This window comes from Pandoraea pnomenusa, assembly GCF_000767615.3.
Lineage (GTDB): Bacteria > Pseudomonadota > Gammaproteobacteria > Burkholderiales > Burkholderiaceae > Pandoraea > Pandoraea pnomenusa.
Genome location: NZ_CP009553.3, coordinates 5,275,214 through 5,294,351 on the forward strand (window position 1 = coordinate 5,275,214; position 19,138 = coordinate 5,294,351).

At 66.9% G+C, this 19,138-nt stretch carries 13 protein-coding genes and 1 pseudogene; 11 read left to right on the plus strand and 3 right to left on the minus strand.

Features of this window, described 5'->3' with window-relative positions:
- Positions 1–453: 453 nt before the first annotated feature.
- From LV28_RS47730 to LV28_RS47740, 3 genes are all read left to right on the plus strand, one after another.
- The gene (locus tag LV28_RS47730) at positions 454–4,218 is read left to right on the plus strand and encodes an AfsR/SARP family transcriptional regulator (protein ID WP_081326980.1); all 3,765 of its coding nucleotides are present in this window, start codon (positions 454–456) and stop codon (positions 4,216–4,218) included.
- Positions 4,219–4,361: 143 nt separating this feature from the next.
- On the plus strand, positions 4,362–4,973 hold the full coding sequence (locus tag LV28_RS47735; RefSeq protein WP_048806493.1) for a molybdopterin-dependent oxidoreductase: 612 nt from the start codon (positions 4,362–4,364) through the stop codon (positions 4,971–4,973).
- 75 nt (positions 4,974–5,048) lie between these two features.
- Positions 5,049–6,161, plus strand: a complete 1,113-nt coding sequence (locus LV28_RS47740; protein ID WP_023598176.1) for an agmatine deiminase family protein — start codon at positions 5,049–5,051, stop codon at positions 6,159–6,161.
- Between the two features lie 17 nt (positions 6,162–6,178).
- On the opposite strand, the gene LV28_RS47745 is transcribed toward LV28_RS47740, so the two are convergent.
- On the minus strand, positions 6,179–7,285 hold the full coding sequence (locus tag LV28_RS47745) for a FadR/GntR family transcriptional regulator (RefSeq protein ID WP_023872741.1): 1,107 nt from the start codon (positions 7,283–7,285) through the stop codon (positions 6,179–6,181).
- 251 nt (positions 7,286–7,536) lie between these two features.
- Between LV28_RS47745 and LV28_RS47750 the strand changes: the two genes are divergently transcribed.
- The 8 genes and pseudogenes from LV28_RS47750 to LV28_RS47785 all read left to right on the plus strand — a co-directional run bounded on the left by LV28_RS47750 (position 7,537) and on the right by LV28_RS47785 (position 16,468).
- Positions 7,537–8,742, plus strand: coding sequence for an ABC transporter substrate-binding protein (locus LV28_RS47750; RefSeq protein WP_023598178.1), 1,206 nt, complete (start codon positions 7,537–7,539; stop codon positions 8,740–8,742).
- Positions 8,743–8,908: 166 nt separating this feature from the next.
- On the plus strand, positions 8,909–9,766 hold the full coding sequence (locus tag LV28_RS47755; protein WP_023598179.1) for a branched-chain amino acid ABC transporter permease: 858 nt from the start codon (positions 8,909–8,911) through the stop codon (positions 9,764–9,766).
- Positions 9,766–10,773, plus strand: coding sequence for a branched-chain amino acid ABC transporter permease (locus LV28_RS47760; RefSeq protein ID WP_038621889.1), 1,008 nt, complete (start codon positions 9,766–9,768; stop codon positions 10,771–10,773). The genes LV28_RS47755 and LV28_RS47760 overlap by 1 nt, the downstream gene beginning before the upstream one ends.
- Positions 10,770–11,537 (plus strand): ABC transporter ATP-binding protein, encoded by a 768-nt coding sequence (locus tag LV28_RS47765; RefSeq protein WP_029754467.1) that lies wholly within the window; start codon positions 10,770–10,772, stop codon positions 11,535–11,537. The genes LV28_RS47760 and LV28_RS47765 overlap by 4 nt, the downstream gene beginning before the upstream one ends.
- Positions 11,534–12,235, plus strand: a complete 702-nt coding sequence (locus LV28_RS47770) for an ABC transporter ATP-binding protein (RefSeq protein WP_023874607.1) — start codon at positions 11,534–11,536, stop codon at positions 12,233–12,235. Before LV28_RS47765 ends, LV28_RS47770 begins: the two co-directional genes overlap by 4 nt.
- A 120-nt stretch (positions 12,236–12,355) precedes the next feature.
- Complete coding sequence (locus tag LV28_RS47775; RefSeq protein ID WP_115344601.1) at positions 12,356–13,618, plus strand: Zn-dependent hydrolase; 1,263 nt, start codon at positions 12,356–12,358, stop codon at positions 13,616–13,618.
- Positions 13,615–15,113: pseudogene (locus tag LV28_RS47780) on the plus strand (M81 family metallopeptidase). The gene LV28_RS47775 and the pseudogene LV28_RS47780 overlap by 4 nt, the downstream one beginning before the upstream one ends.
- Positions 15,114–15,283: 170 nt before the next feature.
- Positions 15,284–16,468, plus strand: coding sequence for an acetyl-CoA C-acyltransferase (locus LV28_RS47785; protein ID WP_038621886.1), 1,185 nt, complete (start codon positions 15,284–15,286; stop codon positions 16,466–16,468).
- Between the two features lie 63 nt (positions 16,469–16,531).
- Here LV28_RS47785 and LV28_RS47790 read toward each other — a convergent pair whose 3' ends face one another.
- A complete protein-coding gene (locus tag LV28_RS47790; RefSeq protein ID WP_023598184.1) occupies positions 16,532–17,860 on the minus strand; it encodes an MFS transporter in 1,329 nt (442 codons plus the stop codon).
- A complete protein-coding gene (locus LV28_RS47795) occupies positions 17,857–19,047 on the minus strand; it encodes a M20 aminoacylase family protein (protein WP_038619398.1) in 1,191 nt (396 codons plus the stop codon). Before LV28_RS47795 ends, LV28_RS47790 begins: the two co-directional genes overlap by 4 nt.
- Positions 19,048–19,138: the final 91 nt, after the last annotated feature.

The window sequence follows — 19,138 nt, forward strand, 5'->3', positions numbered from 1 at the left end:
CGTGGTTGCATAATTTTTGTGCAGGGCGCACGCGAATACGGCGAGATCCGCGTTTCGACTGACAAGACGTCAGGCGAACAGGCCCCCCATCGAGCCCCGACGAATGGCATCGATACCGACGGCGTCCGGTTCCCGGTCCAGCGGAAACGCCGTCCCCGCGGAAAGCCGCGTGTATGGCGCAATTCCGACAGTTTCGCGAGAATTTCTCAGGTATTTCCGACGGAGTTCATGCGTGTGTTTATACTTCGGTCTGTAATACGTGAAGCATTTGGCCGGAGCCCCCCCGGAACGGCCTTGGCGTCACGTCGGAGGTCTGGTGGGTTTGGCCCCGAATGCGGTACTCACGCCGCACTCCGAACCGATCGGGCCGGCGCGACGACATCATGAAATTCGCGACACCGGTGCAACACCTCTGCGTGTGCGCCGGTGTTGCCTATTTGCCGTCCAGGGACAATGCAAGCCACCAGATCGCTCTACCTGCTCGGTCCAATGCGGGTCGAACAAGGCAAACAAGCCTGCGCCGTGAAGTACACCAAGGCGCGCGGCTTGCTGGCCTATCTCGCCCTGCAGCCGGGTTATCACACCCGCGGCGCCCTCGCGGACCTGTTCTGGCCCGATGAAGACGGCCAGGGCGGGCGCGACAAGCTCAAGCGCATGCTGTTCCACCTGCGCGACACCCTGGGCGACGAACTCTTCGAATCCGACCGCCAGGTCGTACGACTGCGTCCCGAGACGGGGCTGTGGATCGACGCCCACGTGTTCGCGAGCATGATCGAGCAGGCAAGCCGTTCGCTCGACACCGTCACCGGTCTGGATCTGGCAGCGCAACTGCAGCATCTGGCCGACGCCGTGGCGCTCTATCAGGGACCGTTCCTGCATGGCCTGTCGGTGCGCGACACGCCTGATCTCGAACAATGGATAGAACTCCAACGCGACGAGTACCAGCGCCGCCGCGTCTTCGGTGAGCGCTTGCTCGCCGACGGTTACGCGCGCCTGGGCGATCTCGATCAGGCGCTCGCGCACGCGCGCCAGCTCGTCACGCTCGCGCCGTTCGACGAGTCCGGCTGGCAGTGCCTGCTCGCGTTGCTGCTGCGCGCCGGTCGCCGCGACGAAGCCGAAACCGAATACCGGCGCCTGTGCGACATCCTGCAGGAGGAACTCGGCGAGCTCCCCGGCAAGGCGCTCACGCAGTTGCTGGAGACACCTCCCGCGCGCATGGAACAACGCGCCACCGGTCCGGAACGTCGTCAGTTGACGGTCGTGGCCATCGAGTTCTCGCCCAACGGCGGCATGGACGATCCCGATCAGTTCGTGGGCATGATGCGCCCGCCGCTCGTGCAATGCGAAACGATCCTGCGCCAGTCGTGGGGCTACACGTTGCGCACGCCCACTGGCGGCCTGCTTGGCTACTTCGGTTACCCGACCGCGCTGGAAGGCGCCGGGCGCCATGCCGTAGAGGCGGCCATGCGCTGCGTGCACGCCGGCACCGCGCACGTCGGCATCGGCGTGGGCGTGCACACCGGCCTGGTCATCAGTTCGGTCGCCGATGACAGCCCCGACACCGGTGGACGCGTTTCACGCTGCGCCACGCAGCTCGCCGACCTGGCGCTGCCCGGCGAGGTCGTGGTTTGCGACGCCACGCAGCGACTCATCGGCGTGTCGATCGCCACCACGCCGCACGGCAGCGTGCGCGAACGCCACGCCAATCGCGACATTCCGGTCTTTCGCGTCAATCCCGACCCGACCCCGGAGCGTCGTTCGCGCCGCCGCGCCGCCATGCTCTTCGGGCGCGATGCCGCGCTCGCCGACCTGGCGGCCGTGCACGCGGCCGTGCGGGCCGCCAACGCCGGACAAGGCCTGCCCGCACTCGTGATCGGCGAAGCGGGTATCGGCAAGTCGGCACTGGTGCGTCACTTCATCGAGACGCGCAGCTTGCGCGCCATCGAACTGACCTGTGCGCAAGACGGCGCCGGCACGCCCTTTCATCCGATCGCGCGCTGGCTGCGCACGCAGTCGTCGGACGACGCTTCGCAATTGCCGCAACCCGCCCTGCTCGCGCACCGGCGCCTTCGCGCGCTGTTCGACATGCAGGCCGACGGCAATGTGCCGCACGCCTGGAAGCAGGCCGTGCTGGACGAAGCGCCCGCCTTGCTCGCCGCCTTGCTGCCCGACGGCGGCGTGCTTGTGCTCGACGATGCGCACTGGGTCGACCCTTCCACGCAGGAACTGCTCGCGTTCATGGCGGAGAACCCGCCCGCCGGTCGTTTGCTCATTGTCTGCGCGCGCCCGGAATTCGAACTGCCCTGGCGCCACACGGTGGCACTGCGCCGCATCGATCTGATGCCCCTCGATGCGGGTGCGGCGGCCTCCATCGTGCGCGCCGCCACGCCCCGCGTCGCACTGCCGGCGGCGATGCGCGAGCGCATTGTGGCACTCGCCGAGGGGGTGCCGCTGTTCCTTCAGGAACTGGCGCGCGCAACCGCCGCGCAGCAAGGCGGACGCGGCGCCGCCAGCGCGATGCCCATGCCCGCGAGCCTGCAGGAGCTGATGATGGCGCGCATCGACGCCGCCGGCAGCGCCAAGCCCGTGGCGCACTTCGCATCGTGTCTTGGCCAGGAGTTCGACACCGCTCTGCTCGCGGCCGCGAGCGGCCGTTCGATGGCGCTCGTCGAGCGCGCGCTCGACACGCTCGTCGCCTGCTCGCTCGTGCACCGCCAGGACAACGGACGCTACGTCTTCCGTCATGCGCTGCTGCACAAGGCCGCATACGATGCGCAACCGCAGGAGCGACGCCAGGACGCCCACCGCCGCATTGCCCTTGCCATGCGCGAACATGGCGCGGCGGCGGTCCATGCGGAGCCTGAAGTGCTTGCCTGGCACTTCCGCCAGGCCGACGAACCCGACGCCGCGATCGAGCACTATCGTCTCGCCGGCCAGTACGCGACCGAGCGCCAGGCGTTCCGCGAAGCCTGCGCGCACTATCAGAGCGCGCTCGACGTGCTGCGTCAGACCGGCGGCGGAGCGCAGACCGCGCAGCGCGAACTGCAACTGCGCATGGCGCTCGGCGTGCCGCTCGTCTCGCTGCATGGGTACGGTTCGGAGCCCGCGCGTCACAACTTCGAGACCGCGCTGGCCCTGGCGCAGCCGATGGGCGACGACATCGCCCTGTTCCCGGTCTACTGGGGGCTGTGGCTCGGGTCCAGTTCGTGGAGCGATTTCGACCGCAGCATCGAACTCGCGCGCAAGCTCATTCTGATCGCCGAGCAGGCCGACGCCGCACCACTGCTCGCGCACGCCTATTACGCACTGGGCAACAGCCTGTGCTGCCACGGCGACTTCGGCGGCGCCGTCACCGCGCTGGAGACCGGGCTCTCGCACTACCGTGCGGAGCATGCCGACACCGGCCTAGGCGAAGACGCCCGCATCACCGGGTTGTCGTTCCTGTCGTGGGCCTACTGGTTCACCGGGCGCCACGATGCGTCGCTCTCGGCCAGCGAGACCGCGCTGGCGTTGGGGCGTCAGAACGGCCGTCGTTACTCGTTCTCGTTCGCCCTGGTGTTCGCGGCGATGTTGCGACGTCTGCGGCGCGAAGTCGCCTCGGCCGAAGCGCTGGCGAGCGAAGCCACCGAAGTGGCGACGGAGACCGGCGTGGCGCTGTGGGCGCTTGCCGGCCAGACGATTCGCGGTTGGGCGCTCGCCTCGCGCGGCGACGCGAGCGGGCTCGAACGCATTACGGACAGTGTCGGACGCCTGAGCGAAATCATGGGCGGCGTCGAGGGCATCTTCTTCGGCATGATGGCCGAGGCGTGCGCGGGCACGGGCGATATCGCGCTCGGTCTGCATGTCACCGAACGCGGCGCGCACGTGGCGGCCCGTCGGGCCGACGGCCACTGGCAAGCAGAATTCCTGCGCCAGAAGGGCGACTTCCTGCGCGCGGGACATCATCCCATCGACAGCGTGCGCCCGTGGCTCGAACACGCGCTGCAGATCGCCCAGGCACAGGCTTCGCCGATGCTCACGCTGCGCGCGGCGCTGAGTCTGCTGCGCCTGGGCGACGACAACCCGCAAGGCGACGCCGACTGTGTCGCGATCCTGCGCGATGCCCTCGATGCGCTGCATGGCGGCGAGACGCTGGCGGACGTGCAGGAAGCGCGCGCCATGCTCGCGGAAGTCGCGGCGCGGCGGCCCGAGCGGCGCACCGCCCGATTCGGCAGCTGAGCGGGCCGCCGCACCGGCTCGCCGGTGGCGTGCGTCGCCCGCCCATTTAAATAGGGGCTATCAGGCGGATCGTATGTCCGGGCGGCGCCCGGTCGCTATATTGGGACGGCCGGTGCCCCCAATTCACCTACGCCTAATCCGTCATGCCCATCGATTCCCTGCGCGTGCCGTCGACCGCCCCGACGGATGCCCGTCTTGCCACCCGCGCCGAAGCGCGATCGATGGCAAGTCCCTCATCCTCTGCGCCCGCATCCGAGCCAGCAGGCGGGCCCGCAGCCACCCGTTCCCCCGCGCCGCTCGCCTCGCACGAGGTCGTCGTGTCCGGTTGCGTCAAGCGCCGTCATTCCTTCGATCTTTGCGCGCTCAAACGACTGCCCACGCAACTGACGGGAGCGCTCGATGTCGTGTGTCTATCCGGGCGCAAGGTGCGCAGCGCGAGCGACTACAAGGGCGTTCGCCTGAGCGCGCTGCTCGACGTCGCGCAATTACGCATGCCGCAGGCACGCGACTTCACACGCGCCTTCGTGCTGGCACAGGGCGCAGACGGCTACACCGTCATGTTCTCGTGGCATGAGCTCTACAACACGCCCGTCGGCGTGGGCGCGCTCGTCGTCTACGAGCGCGACGGGCAACCGTTGGGCGACGACGAGGGAGGCATCGGCCTAATTTCGACAGGCGATCTGCGCGTGGCGCTGCGCCAGGTGCGTGCGCTCAAGCGGCTCTGCGTCCATCTGGCCGATTCGCCACCGCCCTGAGGTCGTGCGCGCGCACCGGGCGCCCCCTACACTGGCGGCAAATTCTCCCGGCACCTCATTGATGGCAGCGCGACCATGACGGACACCATTTCCAGGCGTACCGCGCCTCGAGCCACCCGCACGGCCACCGGCCGTGCCGACAGCGACGCCGACGCCCCGTCCAACGGCCCCTGGCGCATGCCGCCCGAATGGCACCCGCACACGGCGGGCTGGATGGCGTGGCCCGGCCACACGGTCCTGTCGGATACACAGCGCGCCGACGTCGTCGACGAACTTGGGCGCATCGCCTACGCCATTGCGCAGTTCGAACCGTTGCACGTCGCCGTCGATCCCGCGCATCTCGACGAAGCGTTGCGCCTGCTGCCCGCCAGCGCCACGCTCCACCCCATGCCGGTCGACGATCACTGGATGCGTGACACCGGGCCGACCTTCGTGGTCGACGAGACGGCCGCGCTTCATGCGGTGCGCTGGAACTTCAACAGTTGGGGAAGAAAGCTGCGCCCGATGCCCGCGGCGGACCCGCTCGTGGCCGAACGCGTCGCACTGACGCTCGGCGTGGGTGCGTCGGCCGCGCCGATCGTGGCCGAGGGCGGCTCGCTGCTTGTCGACGGCGAAGGCACGCTGATCGTGACGGAGACTTCGATTCTCAACCCGAACCGCAATCCCGGCCTCACGCGTCGCGAGGCCGAAACGTTGTTCCGTCACTGGCTGGGGGCGACGCACGTGGTGTGGTTGCCGGGTTCCTGGCTCGACACGATCACCGACGGTCATGTCGACGGCGTGGCCAGCTTCGTGCGCCCCGGCGTACTGCTCGCAACGGGTGCGGACGGCGACGACGAGTGGTCGCGTGAAGCGCGTGAAAATCTGCGGGCGCTGCTGCTCGCGCGCGACGCGCGCGGCCGGCATTTCGACATCGGCCTGCTGCGCTCGCCCGACTTCGATGCCCTGCCGGCCGATGTGGCGAACGACGCCGACTTTGCGCCCGAGTACGTGAATTTCTATCTGCCGAACGGCGGCGTCGTGATGGCGGCGTTCGGCGATCCGGCGACCGATGCGCATGCGCGCGAAATCGTGCAGCGGGCGTTTCCCGAGCGCCGCATCGTGCAGTTGCCGCTACGCGCCATCGCGCGGCGCGGCGGCGGCGTCCACTGCTGCACGCAGCAACAGCCGGCCGTAGCCGGGCGGTGAACGGCGCGCGCGCAAAGTCAGTCTTCCACGACACGACGCTTTCGCGCCACCGGCGACTTCGCAACGACACCCGCCTTTGCCTTTGCTCTCGCGGACTTCGTTGCTTTCGCCGGCCCGGCCGGCCCGGCCGTCCGGGTGGCCCGAATCGTCTTCGGCACGGCTTTCACCGTCTGCGCCGTGTCACCCTCGCCCGACGTCCTGCGCGGTGTCCGCTTCGTTGCCGCCGCCTCGCGGCCCGCCGACGCCGCACCCGTGGCCGCTTTGCGCCGAGCGCCACCCGCAGGCGCCGACGCCGCCGCGCTGCTGCTCTTGTGCGAGCGCACGCGTTGCTGCATGTCGACGATGTCCGAATCGAGAATGAGGCGTCCGCGCAACTTGCCGTTCATCCGCTTGATGTACGTGCGCGCTTCCTGCATGTGGAACTGCATCAGTTCGCGCACGCGCGACGCATCGCCTTCGCGCGCCGCGTCGGTGATCTGCCGGTGAATGTCGACGTTGGCCGTGCCGAACTTCTCGTGCTCGCGGCGCGGTGTCTCGTTGCCGAACACGATCAGCTGGCGAATCATCTCGTTGACGAGTTCGCACGTGAAACGCAGGAAGCTGTTGGGATTCGCTGCCGCGAGAATGTCGTGAAAGTCGACGTCGGCCTGACGCTGGCGCAGCAGCTCGCGCCGATCCTGCGACGCCGGACTGCAGCACGCCATGTTGTGCTCCAGCGCCTCGAAGTCGGCCTCGGTCAGATGCGGCACCGCGCCGGCGGCGAGCTCGGGCTCGAGCAACTGACGCACCGTGTAGATGTCGTCGATGCTCACTTCCTTGAAGAAGAGATAGTTCTGAAGCAGCTGGAAGGTACGCTCGAGCGGCACTTCCACCACCATGCCGCCGCCCGTCGGACCCGTGCTCACCTTGATGAGCCCCTGCACCTCGAGCGACTTGAGCGCTTCGCGAATGGTGCTCTTCGACACGCCGAACATCTGCTGCAACTCGACTTCGCGCGGCAGACGATCGCCGGGCAGAAGATTGCCTTCCGTGATCAGGCGCTTGATGGCTTCGGCGACCAGATCGCCGCGTTTTTGCTGTTTGATTTCCAACGGCTCGCGCATCGTTTGCGGATCCAATGCCATGTGGCGCCTCGTGAGTTACCGTCGGGAAAGACGGCATCGGCTTCGGGTTTTTTTCCGGTTGACACTGAAAAGCATTATACCTACGATCAAATCCATCCTATTTATCATAATAAATATGACGGATAGGGATAAGGCCCGGACGTTGCAAGTCGTTACTGTCAGGTCGCTTTCTCAGGTCTCTGGCCGGTCGTTGTGTGACGCGCTGCACGTTTGCACCCCATGAACGATTGCTCCCTTCCCTGGAGACCAAATTGAATCGTCGTGAACTGTTGAAGCTCGCCGCCGCAGCGTCTTTGCCTGCCTCCCTATTCACCGCTCGCGACGTGTTCGCACAGGGCTCCGGCGCCATCCAGCTGGCCTGCCCGGTACCGATGTCGGGACCGTTTGCCGCCAACGGCAAGTTTGCCGACCTCGGCATGAAACTTGTCGTGGAGCAGTACGGCAAGGTGCTCGGCCGTCCGCTCGCCTACACCACGCTCGACACCGAGGGTAAACCCGCCACGGCGATCCGCCGCGTGCAGGAAATCGCGCAGCAAAAGGGCGCGCGCTTCTTCGCGGGCGGCATCCTGTCGTCCGAGGCGCTCGCCATGGGCAAGGAAGTCGAGAAAGCGGGCGGCGTGTTCATCACGACCGCCGGCGCCGACGAGATCACCGGCAAGGACTGCAACAGCGCAACGTTCCGCTGGTCCGTGCCGACGTTCGGCGCCATCGAGCAGACCGTGCGCCCGCTCATCGAGTCGATGCCCAAGGCCAAGCGCTGGTACACGATCACGCCGCAGTATGTGTTCGGCGAGGGCCTGCTCACCGCCGCGAAGAACATCTTCAAGGAAAAGGGCATCGAACACGTCGGCAACAGCTATCACTCGCTCTCGGAAAAGGAATTCTCCGGCTACCTCACCAACGCGATGGCGGCCAAGCCGGACGTGTTGCTGTTGCTGAATTTCGGTTCGCAATCGTCCGACGCCCTGCGTCAGGCAGTGAGCTTCGGCATGAAGAAGAACTGCACGATCCTGATGGCGTGGGCCTCGGGTCTGGAGCAGTTCGAGACGCTCGGCGCCGATCTGTGCGACGGCGTGTACTTCGGCGCACAGTACTGGCACGCCGTGGCTTCGCCGCTGAACCTCGATCTGGTCAAGCGCACGCAGGACCGCTTCAAGCAGAACCCGAACTACAGCCTCGCCGGCTCCTACATTTGCACCAAGCTCATGCTCGACGCCATGGTCAAGGCGGGCAGCGCCGAACCGAAGGCCGTGATCGCCGCCATGGAAGGCATGAAGTACGACGGTCTCACGGGTCCGGAAGAGATTCGCAAGGGCGATCATCAGGTGCTCAAGAACTACTATCTGCTCAAGGGCAAGGCCAAGTCGAAAATGAAGAACGCCGACGATTTCGCCGACATCGTCAGCGCCGGGAAGTCCTTCCTTCCGCTCGACAAGACCGAGTGCAAGATGGCTTGATGCCTTGGTCCCATGGCGCCATAACGCCATAACACCGTCGAGGCGTCGGGTATTGCCTGCGGGGGGACGCATCGTCGTCACCCCGCGCGTCGTCCGTGCCACATCGTGCGTCGAGTACGCCGCGGCGCGGAGGACTTCACGTCCACTCACGTTCCCCGGGACGCGCATGAACGTCTATTTGCTGCAAGTCATCAACGGCGTCGGCATCGGAATGCTGTACTTCCTGCTGGCTGTCGGGTTGTCGATCATCTTCGGCCTGCTGCGCTTCGTGAACTTCGCGCACGGCGCTTTCTATCTGCTCGGTGCCTATTTCTGCTATCAGGCGCTGCAGTGGGGCCTGTCGTTCTGGCTCGCCCTGATCGTGTGTCCGATCGTCGTGGGCGCGCTGGCCTGGATCGCCGAGAAGGTGCTGCTCTCGCGCATCTACGAGAAAGCGCACGAATTTCACATTCTCGTCACCGTCGGGCTTGCCCTGGTGGTGCAGGAACTCGTCATCATCGTATGGGGCCCGCTCGGCGACAACGTGGCCGTGCCCGAAATGCTCGACGGCGTGGTGATGTGGGGCAGCTTCATCTATCCCAAGTACCGGCTGTTCCTCATCGGCTTCACGGCCGTGTTTGCCGCCGTGCTCTGGTGGCTGCTCGAAGGCACGCGCCTGGGCAGTGCCGTGCGTGCGGGCAGCGAATCGTCGGAGATGGTGTCGCTGCTGGGCATCAACGTGTTCCGGGTGTTCAGCTTCGCGTTCGCGTTGGGGGCGGGCACGGCGGCACTGGCCGGCGTGCTGGCCGCGCCGGTGCGGGGTGTCGAACCGTTCATGGGCATCGAAGCGCTCGGCATCGCGTTCGTGGTGGTGGTCATCGGCGGCATGGGCAGCTTCGCCGGGGCACTCGTGGGCGGCCTCGTGATCGGCATCGTGCAAAGCCTGATGAGCACGATCTGGCCGGAAGGCGCACGATTGATGATCTACGTGGCCATGGCGGCGGTGCTGCTCATGCGCCCGCACGGCTTGCTCGGGAGGGGATGATGCTGGCACGTTACCGTTTTTGGCTTCTCGCGGCAGCCGTCACCCTGATCCTGCCGCTCACGCTCTCGTCGGGCACGCTCGCCACCGAAGTGCTCGTCTACGCGCTGGCGGTGCTTGGCTGCAACCTGCTGCTCGGCTACACCGGTCTGCTCTCGTTCGGCCAGGGCATCTTCTTCGGCCTGGGCAGTTACACGCTGGGCATCATGCTCACCCGCACGTCGCTGCCGATGCCGCTCGCGGTCGTCATCGCCATCGTGCTCGGCGCGGCAATCGCCGCGATCGTCGGCAGCTTCGCGATCCGGCAGAAGGGCACGTATTTCGTCATGCTCACGCTCGCGTGCGCACAGATGTTCTACTTCGTGGCCTATACCGCCACGGACTGGACCGGCGGCGACAACGGCCTGCTCGACATCCCGCGCCATTCGCTCTCGCTGGGCGGCAAGACGTTGATTCCGCTCGAGTCGCCCTGGCAGTACTACACCTTTGTCGCGGCGATCTTCCTGATCGTCTTCGCCATCCTGTTGCGTGTGGCCGATTCAGTGTTCGGGCGCACGCTGCTCGCGATTCGCGACAACGAAACGCGCGCCGCGGCCATCGGCTATCACGTGAAAACGTTCAAGCTGGTGGCGTTCGCCATCTCCGGCGCCGTCACGGCGCTCGCCGGCGCGCTGCACGCGCTGATGACGGGAATCGCCCCGCTGTCGAACATCGAATATCACACGAGCGAAATGATTCTGGTGATGACGGTCATCGGTGGCACGGGCAATCTCTTCGCCTCGGTCCTCGGCGCCGCGTTCTACGTGCTCGCGGCCGACTGGCTCTCCACGCTCTGGCCACGATGGCTGCTCTTGCTCGGACTGCTGCTCATCGCCGTGAGCCTGTTCGTGCATCGCGGGCTTTGGGGCGTGGGCGAGTCGCTGTGGCAGCGCGTTGCCGGCAAACGCGGTCCGGCGAACGGCAAGAACGGCGAGCGCGGCAAACTGGATACGCAGGGAGACCCGACATGAGCGACGCACTGATCGAAGCCTCGGGCATCGTCAAGCGCTACGGAAAATTCACGGCGCTGCACGGCGTCGACCTGCGCGTGGCACCGCGCACCGTGCACTCCGTCATCGGCCCGAACGGCGCGGGCAAGACCACGCTCTTTCACATGCTGACCGGCACCGTGCCGGTCTCGGGCGGGCGCATCCTGTTCGACGGACACGACGTCACGACCGAGGCTGACTATCGCCGCGTGCAACGCGGCATCGCGCGCTCGTTTCAGGTCACGGCCCTGTTCCAGAACCTGTCGGTTCGCGAGAACCTGCGCCTGGCGGCCCTGGGGGTCACACCGCGACGCGCGCTGTCTTGCTGGCGCAAGGCCGACGGCGCGCGCGCCTGCGCCGAGATTGTCGACGACGTGCTCACCCGCCTCGCGCTCACGCGTCACGCGGACACCGCCGCCGGCTTGCTCTCGCACGGCCAGCAGCGCCGGCTGGAAGTTGGAATGGCGCTCGCCGCGCGCCCGAAGGCGATCTTTCTCGACGAACCCACTTCGGGCATGGGCATCGACGACCTCGACGACATGAAGCAGCTCATTCGCGGCCTGCGCGATGACCACACCGTGGTGCTCATCGAGCACAACATGAACATCGTGATGGACATCTCCGACACGATCACCGTCATGCAGCAGGGCCGCGTCCTCGTCGAAGGCAAGCCCGACGCGATTCGCGCAGACGACCGCGTGCGAGCGGCGTACCTCGGCAACATGATCACTGGAGGCCGCGCATGATTCTCGACGTCGCAGGCATTCACAGCTATTACGGCAAGAGCCACATTCTTCAGGGCGTGTCGCTCACCGTCGGCGACGGCGAGCTCGTCACGCTGCTTGGCCGTAACGGCGCCGGCAAGTCCACCACGCTCAAGACCATTGCCGGCGTGGTTCCCCCTCGCGCCGGCAGCATCGCGTTCCTCGGCAAACCGGTCGCCGGACAACCGGCGCACCGCATTGCCGCGCGCGGCGTGTGCTTCGTGCCGGAGCATCGCGGCATCTTCAAGCTGCTCACCGTCGAAGAGAATCTCAAGCTCGGCGCGCGACGCGATTCGCCGTGGCAGCTGGCCGACATCTACCGGATCTTTCCGCGCCTTCAGGAGCGCCGCAAGAACGGCGGCGCCCAGTTGTCCGGCGGCGAGCAGCAGATGCTGGCCATCGGGCGCGCGCTGATGAACCACCCGCGTCTGCTCATGCTCGACGAGCCGGTCGAAGGGCTCGCCCCGGTGATCGTCGAGGAGATCGTGGCGCAGTTGAAGCTCATCAAGCAGGCGGGCGTGGCGATCCTGCTCGTCGAACAGAACCTGGAAGTCTGCACGCAGCTCGCCGATCGACACTACATCGTCGAGCAGGGCGTGATCGTGTACGGCGCGGACAACGCGACGTTCCTTGCCGACGAAGTGGTCAAGGATCGCTATCTCGGCGTGGGCGTGGCCTGAGCGCCCCCCGCATTTCGCGACGCATGCCGCCTTCCCCGGACCTCCGGCGCGGCATGCGCCATTTGCCAACGCACGCGGCGGCGCGCACACCGTGCCGCGTGCACTGAAGGATCCATGAACATGCAACGTCTCGATCAACCGGCTGCCGCAATGCGCGTGGATGGCGCGCGTCTGTGGGACAGCCTCATGCAGCTCGCACGGATCGGCGCCACGGAAAAAGGCGGTGTCTGCCGTCTCGCGCTGACCGATCTCGACCGCCAGGGCCGCGATCTGTTCGTGAAGTGGGCGAAGGAGATCGGCTGCACGGTGCGTGTCGACGCCATCGGCAATCTCTTCGCGCGCCGCGCCGGACGCGACGACGCCCTGCCGCCGGTCATGACCGGCAGCCACATCGACACCCAGCCGACGGGCGGCAAGTTCGACGGCAACTACGGCGTGCTCGCCGGCCTGGAAGTGCTGCGCACGCTCAACGACAACGGCGTCGTGACGCAGGCGCCGCTCGAGGTCGCCGTGTGGACGAACGAGGAGGGCTCGCGCTTCGTCCCGGTGATGATGGGCTCGGGCGTCTACGCCGGGGCTTTCTCGCTGGAGCATGCGCTCGCGCAGAAGGACCATGACGGCGTGAGCGTCGCCGACGCCTTGCACGCCATCGGCTACGCCGGCGAGACGTCCGCCGTCGGCCATCCCGGCGCGGTCGGTGCGTATTTCGAAGCGCACATCGAGCAGGGGCCGGTGCTCGAAGCGCACGGCAAGACCATCGGTGTCGTGCAGGGGGCACTTGGTCAGCGCTGGTACGACGTCACCGTCACCGGTATGGAAGCCCATGCGGGCCCCACGCCGATGGAACTGCGCCGCGACGCGCTGCTCGCCGCCGCACAGCTGATTCAGGCGGTGAACCGCATTGCCTGCGAGCACGCGCCGCACGCACGCGGCACGGTCGGCTGGGTCGACAACTATCCGAACTCGCGTAATGTGATTCCCGGGCGCGTGAAGCTCTCCGTCGATCTGCGCGCCGCGGACGACGCCACACTCGATGCACTCAACGCCGCGTTGCGCGCCGAGTGTGCCGCACTGAGCACGAACGGGATCGACGTCGCCATCGAGCAGGTCGTGTACTTCCCGCCGCAACCGTTCGCGCCCGAACTCGTCGCCGCGATCCGCGACGGAGCGCAAGCGCTGGGCCTGTCGTCCATGGACGCGATCAGCGGCGCCGGACACGACGCGGTGTATCTCGCACGTATCGCGCCGACGGCCATGATTTTCGTGCCTTGCAAGGACGGCATCAGCCACAACGAAATCGAAGACGCCGATCCCGCGCATCTGGAAGCGGGTTGTAACGTGCTGTTGCAGGCAATGCTCCAACGCGCGGGAGGTGTCGCATGAAAGTGATGATCGCGCGGATGAATCACGAGACGAATACGTTCTCGCCGGTGCCGACCCCGCTCGAGGCGTTTGGCAATCACGGTCCGACTTACGACGAGGCTGCCTATCGCGAGAACAAGGGCATGCGCACGGCCATGGCCGCGTTCATCGATCTGGCCGCGGCGGCCGGTGCGCAGATGATCACGCCCGTATCCGCGAGCGCCAATCCGAGCGGTCCGGTGGCGGCGGGTGCCTACGACGAACTCTGCGGCCGGATCGTGGCGGCGAGCAAGGGGGTCGACGCGATCCTGCTCGACCTGCACGGCGCGATGGTTGCCGAGAACAGCAACGACGGGGAGGGCGATCTGCTCGCGCGGGTGCGCGAGGCGGCGCCCGACACACCGATTGCCGTGGCGCTCGACCTGCATGCGAACGTCACCCCGAAAATCATCGCCAACGCCGACATCGTGGTCGGCTTCAAGACCTACCCGCACGTCGACATGTACGAAACCGGCGAGCACGCCGGGCGGTTGCTCTTCGACATGCTCGCGGGCAAGCGTCGCCCGAAAGTCGTGTGGCGCCAGCCCCCGCTCATGGTGCACTCGCTGCGCAGCACGAGCCACGACGGTGCGATGAAGCGCGCCATCGAGGCGGCGCGGCGCGCCGAAGCCGAGGAGGGCATTCTTGCGGTGTCGGTGTTCTCGGGCTTCTCGCTCGCCGACATTCCCGCGCCGTGTCTTAGCGTCGTGGTGACGGCCGAGGGCGACGCGGCGGGCATCGCGCGCGCGCAGGCGGTGGCGGACCGCATCGCCGCGCAAGCGTGGGATGAGCGCGACGGCTTCGTCTACCGCAGCGCGCCGCTCGCGGCGTCGATCGCCGAGGCGAAACGTCTCGCCGACGGCGCACACAAGCCGGTACTGCTGCTCGACCACAGCGACAACTGCATGTCGGGCGGCACGTGCGACACCATGGACGTGCTCGAAGCCGCGCTCGCGGGGGTCTGACCGGCATTGGCGTGGGGCCGCTGTGCGATCCGGAAGCCGTGGCAGCGCTGATTGCCGCGGGCGAGGGCGCCGAGATCACGCTCGCGCTCGGCAACAAGCGCGCGCTCACGCAGTTGGGCATCACCAAGACGCCGACGGTGCTCACGGGCATCGTGCGCAGGATCAGCAACGGCGAGTACGTCGTGAGCGGTCCGACCTACACCGGCCAGCGCTGCTATATGGGCCGGACGGTGCTCTTCGACATCGGCCCGGCGCGCATCGTGGTCACGGAGCGTACCCACGAGCCGTGGGATCATGGCGTGTTCACGTGCGTCGGCCTCGATCCGCGCAGCGAGCGCTTCCTGCTGCTCAAGTCGCGCATGTATTGCCGCCCGGTCTTCGTGCCGATCTCGGCCGGTCTGGTGGAATGCGACAGCGACGGCGTCACCAGCTCGAACTACGGCCTGTTCCCGTTCTCGCGGGTGAAACGGCCGGTGTATCCGCTCGATGGCGACGCGACATTCCAGGGTTAGGCAGTACCGTTCGCGCCTGACCCACGCGGGGCACCTGTCAACCTTGTCAGGTGCCCCGCGAGCGATTGCGTCCTACGCTTAGACGTCGGGCGATCCTCATCCGATCTTCCTCGACGCCGGGCCGCATGCGTGCGCCGGTCGATCGCCCGACGTGTTCGGGGGACAGGACGATGGACAACGACGTGGTCATTCTCGGGGCGGTTCGCACCCCCATTGGCGAGTTCGGCGGCAGCCTGCGACACAAACCGCCCGCCGAGCTCGGCGCATGCGTCGTGCGTGCGCTGCTCACGCGCACGGGCGTCTCCGGCGAGGACGTCGAGCAGACGGTCTTCGGCAACGTGCATCAGACGGCGCCGGCCGACATGTACCTCGGCCGCGTGGCGGCCCTCGGCGGCGGCATCGCGCCGCATGCGGGGGCGCTCACGGTCAATCGTCTGTGCGGCTCGGGGCTCGAAGCCGTTCTGCTCGCCGCGCATTTCATCCAGTCGGGCGAGGCACAAGCCGCCGTGGGCGGCGGCGCCGAGACGATGAGTCTGGCGCCGTACCTGCTGCCCGCGCACCGCTTCGGCGCGCATCCGGGCGACGTCGTCGCGGCCGACACGCTGATGGGCGGACTGATCGATCCGATGACCGGTGCGCACATGGGAGAGCTGGGCGAGCGCATCGCTGCGCGCTTCGACATCAGCCGCGCGCAACAGGACGCCATCGCACTCGCCTCGCATCAACGGGCCGCGCGCGCCATGGCCTCCGGATACTTCGACGAACAGACGGTGCCGGTGGACGTCGGGTCGCCGGGCAAGCCGGTCACGTTCGCGCGCGACGAGCGCGTGCGCGCCGCCGCGCACGCAGACGATTTCGCGAAGCTCAAACCGGCCTTCCGTCGCAATGACGGCACCATCACCGCGGCGAACGCCTCGGGCATCAACGACGGCGCCGCCGCCGTCCTGCTCGCAAGCCGTGAGCGCGCGCGCGCACTCGGTCGGCACCCGGTGGCGCGTCTGATCGCCCACGCGCGCGTGGGTGTGATGCCGGAGGACATGGGCATCGGCCCGGTGATCGCCACGCGCGAGGTGCTTCGGCGCGCCGAGCTTCGGATGAATCAGATGGACGTGATCGAGCTCAACGAAGCGTTCGCCTCGATCGTCGGTGCGTTCCTGCGGGAGATGGCGCTGGACGCGTCCCGCGTCAATCCGAACGGGGGCGCCATTGCGCTGGGGCATCCGGTCGGGGCGACCGGTGCGGTGATGGTGACGAAGGCCGTGCACGAACTGCGACGCACCGGCGGGCGCTATGCGCTCGTGACGACCTGCATCGGCGGCGGACAAGGCATCGCCGCCATCTTTGAACGTCTTTGACGTTCACGACGCATCGGCCAGGCGCGCGGAAACGCGCGGCCGATGCGCCTTGGGGCGTGCGCCTTATTCGTCGAGCACCTTGTTGCCGGTTTCCTCGAACATCGACACGGCGACGAGCGAGATCAGCACGCAGACGATCATGTACCACGCCGGCGCCATCTTGTTGCCGGTCACGCGAATCAGCCAGCCCGCGACGAGCTGGGCAGTACCACCGAACACCGACACCGCAATCGCGTATGCGCTCGACATGTAGCCCGCACGCAGGTGCTTCGGGAAGTTCTCCGGCATGAGCGCATACGCCGGGGCCGAGCCCATGGTGTAGCACAGCATCAGTACGACCAGCGCGGCGAGCACGACCGGCAGCGACGGGAAGTGCGTCATGATCCAGAACGCCGGGTACAGCAGCACGATGAGCGCCACCCGGCCTGCCATCGTGAGCGGCTTGCGACGGCCCATCCTGTCCGACCATGCACCGTAGATCGGGCACATCACCAGCGAGATCGTGCTGGCCGCCACCCCCGCGAGCATCGACATCTTCGGCGGCAGACCCAGGTACTGGATACAGTACGTCGGCATGTAGTACATCATCACGTACGTCGACACCGACATGCCCATGATCGAGAAGATCGTGAGGAACCAGTTGCGCACGTACACGCCATGCTTCGGATCGTGGCGACCGGCCACGACCTTGACCTTGGGCGGCTCCTCCTGAATGTGCCGGCGCAAATAGATGCCGACCGGCGCGATCAGCGTGCCGAGCAGGAACGGAATGCGCCAGCCCCAGCTGTGCATGGTGTCGTCCGAGAGCAGGAAGCCGAGGCTCGCCGCCAGCCCCGAACCGAGCAACGCCGCCGCACCCTGGCTTGCCAGCTGCCAGCTCGCGCGGAACCCACGGCTTTTCGCGCCGCCAACTTCCAGCAGCGTGGCCGTGGCCGCGCCGAATTCGCCGCCCTGCGCGAAACCCTGAAGCAGACGCGCGCCGACGATCAGCAACGGCGCGGCCAGCCCGATCTGCGCATAGGTCGGGGCCAGACCGATGGCGGCCGAACCAAGCGCCATCAACAGGATGGTCAGCGTGAGCGCGGGCTTGCGTCCGGCGCGGTCGGCGTAACGGCCGAGCACGATGCCGCCGAGCGGGCGCATCACGAAGCCCACCGCGAACACCGCGAACGCGAGCAGCGACGACGTGATCGGATCATGCGACGGGAAGAACTGCTTGCCGATGGTCAGCGCGAAATAGCTGTAGACAGTGAAGTCGAAAAATTCCAGCAGGTTGCCGATGACGGCGGCGAAAACGATCTTGCGCTGCTGCGCGGCATCCATCGGCAAGGGCTGTGCACCCTCGGTCGGAAGCGATCGCGCGGATTGCGTGGATTGTGCGGCGGTGTTCATGCGCGGTCCTTGGCAAGAAAGCGTTCGACCAGACGCGTCCAGAAAGCGGCCCCGATGGTCAGATTGTCGTCGTTGAAATCGTATTTGGCGTTGTGCAGCATCGGCTTGCCTTCGCCGTTGCCCAGGCGGATGAAGCAGCCCGGCACCTTTTGCAGGTAGTACGCAAAGTCCTCGCTGCCCGCGATGGGCGGGAACGGGGCGATGACATGATCGGCGCCGACCAGTTCTTCGGCCACGCCGCGCGCGAATTCCGTTTCCGCCTCGGTGTTGACGAGCACCGGATAACCGCGGATGTAGTCGATGTCGACGCTCGCGCCGTAGCCTTCGGCATGCGACTTCGCCAGCGCGCAGATGCGCGACTCGAGCGTGGCGCGCACCGTCGCCGAGAACGAACGCACGCTCATCTCGATGACCGCCTCCTCGGGAATCACGTTCGGTGCGAAGCCGGCATGGAAGGTACCGACAGTGACGACGGCCGCTTCGGTCGGATCGATGTTGCGGGCCACCACCGTCTGCAGCGCCATCACGAGGCTGCTGCCGATCATCACCGGATCGATTGCCAGATGCGGGCGCGCGGCATGCCCCCCGCGCCCGTGAATGCGAATCTTCACGGTGTCGCACGCGGCCATGAGCGGGCCGACGCGAAAGCCGAACGTGCCCGTGGCAACGCCCGGGTGATTGTGCAAACCGAAAATTGCGTCGCACGGGAAACGTTCGAACAAGCCATCCGCGATCATCTGCTCGGCACCGCTGTTCGAACCGGCTTCTTCCGCCGGCTGGAAAATCAGGTGGACGGTGCCGTCGAAGTTGCGCGTCTTCGCGAGTTGCTGGGCTGCGCCCAGCAGCACGGTCGTATGGCCGTCGTGACCGCACGCGTGCATCTTGCCGTCGTGCACGCTCGCGTACGCCAGGCCCGTCTGCTCGTGAATCGGCAGGGCATCCATGTCGGCGCGCACGCCCACGGTGCGCCCGCTGGTGCCCGCGCGCAGCGACGCCACCACGCCATGACCGCCAACGTTGCGCGTGACCTGATAGCCCCACTGCTCGAGCTTATCGGCCACGTAGCGCGAGGTGTCGACTTCCTCGTAGGACAGCTCGGGATGCTGGTGGATATGGTGCCGGATGTCGGCCAGTTGCTCGCGGGCGTCGGCCAGATCGCCGACTTCGCAATAGCGAGTCTCACTCATCGGGGTTCCCTCTCTTTTTCGAATATCGCGGAGTATTGCACCGACGAAAATTCCCACCCATGACGCAATCCAGGCCAAAATGTTGCTCTCA

Coding starts and splice junctions, on each gene's coding strand:
- LV28_RS47795 (WP_038619398.1), bottom strand. CDS start 19,047: ATGAGTGAGACTCGCTATTGCGAAGTCGGCGATCTGGCCGACGCCCGC.
- LV28_RS47755 (WP_023598179.1), top strand. CDS start 8,909: ATGAACGTCTATTTGCTGCAAGTCATCAACGGCGTCGGCATCGGAATG.
- LV28_RS47735 (WP_048806493.1), top strand. CDS start 4,362: ATGCCCATCGATTCCCTGCGCGTGCCGTCGACCGCCCCGACGGATGCC.
- LV28_RS47740 (WP_023598176.1), top strand. CDS start 5,049: ATGACGGACACCATTTCCAGGCGTACCGCGCCTCGAGCCACCCGCACG.
- LV28_RS47775 (WP_115344601.1), top strand. CDS start 12,356: ATGCAACGTCTCGATCAACCGGCTGCCGCAATGCGCGTGGATGGCGCG.
- LV28_RS47730 (WP_081326980.1), top strand. CDS start 454: ATGCAAGCCACCAGATCGCTCTACCTGCTCGGTCCAATGCGGGTCGAA.
- LV28_RS47790 (WP_023598184.1), bottom strand. CDS start 17,860: ATGAACACCGCCGCACAATCCACGCAATCCGCGCGATCGCTTCCGACC.
- LV28_RS47760 (WP_038621889.1), top strand. CDS start 9,766: ATGCTGGCACGTTACCGTTTTTGGCTTCTCGCGGCAGCCGTCACCCTG.
- LV28_RS47785 (WP_038621886.1), top strand. CDS start 15,284: ATGGACAACGACGTGGTCATTCTCGGGGCGGTTCGCACCCCCATTGGC.
- LV28_RS47770 (WP_023874607.1), top strand. CDS start 11,534: ATGATTCTCGACGTCGCAGGCATTCACAGCTATTACGGCAAGAGCCAC.
- LV28_RS47765 (WP_029754467.1), top strand. CDS start 10,770: ATGAGCGACGCACTGATCGAAGCCTCGGGCATCGTCAAGCGCTACGGA.
- LV28_RS47745 (WP_023872741.1), bottom strand. CDS start 7,285: ATGGCATTGGATCCGCAAACGATGCGCGAGCCGTTGGAAATCAAACAG.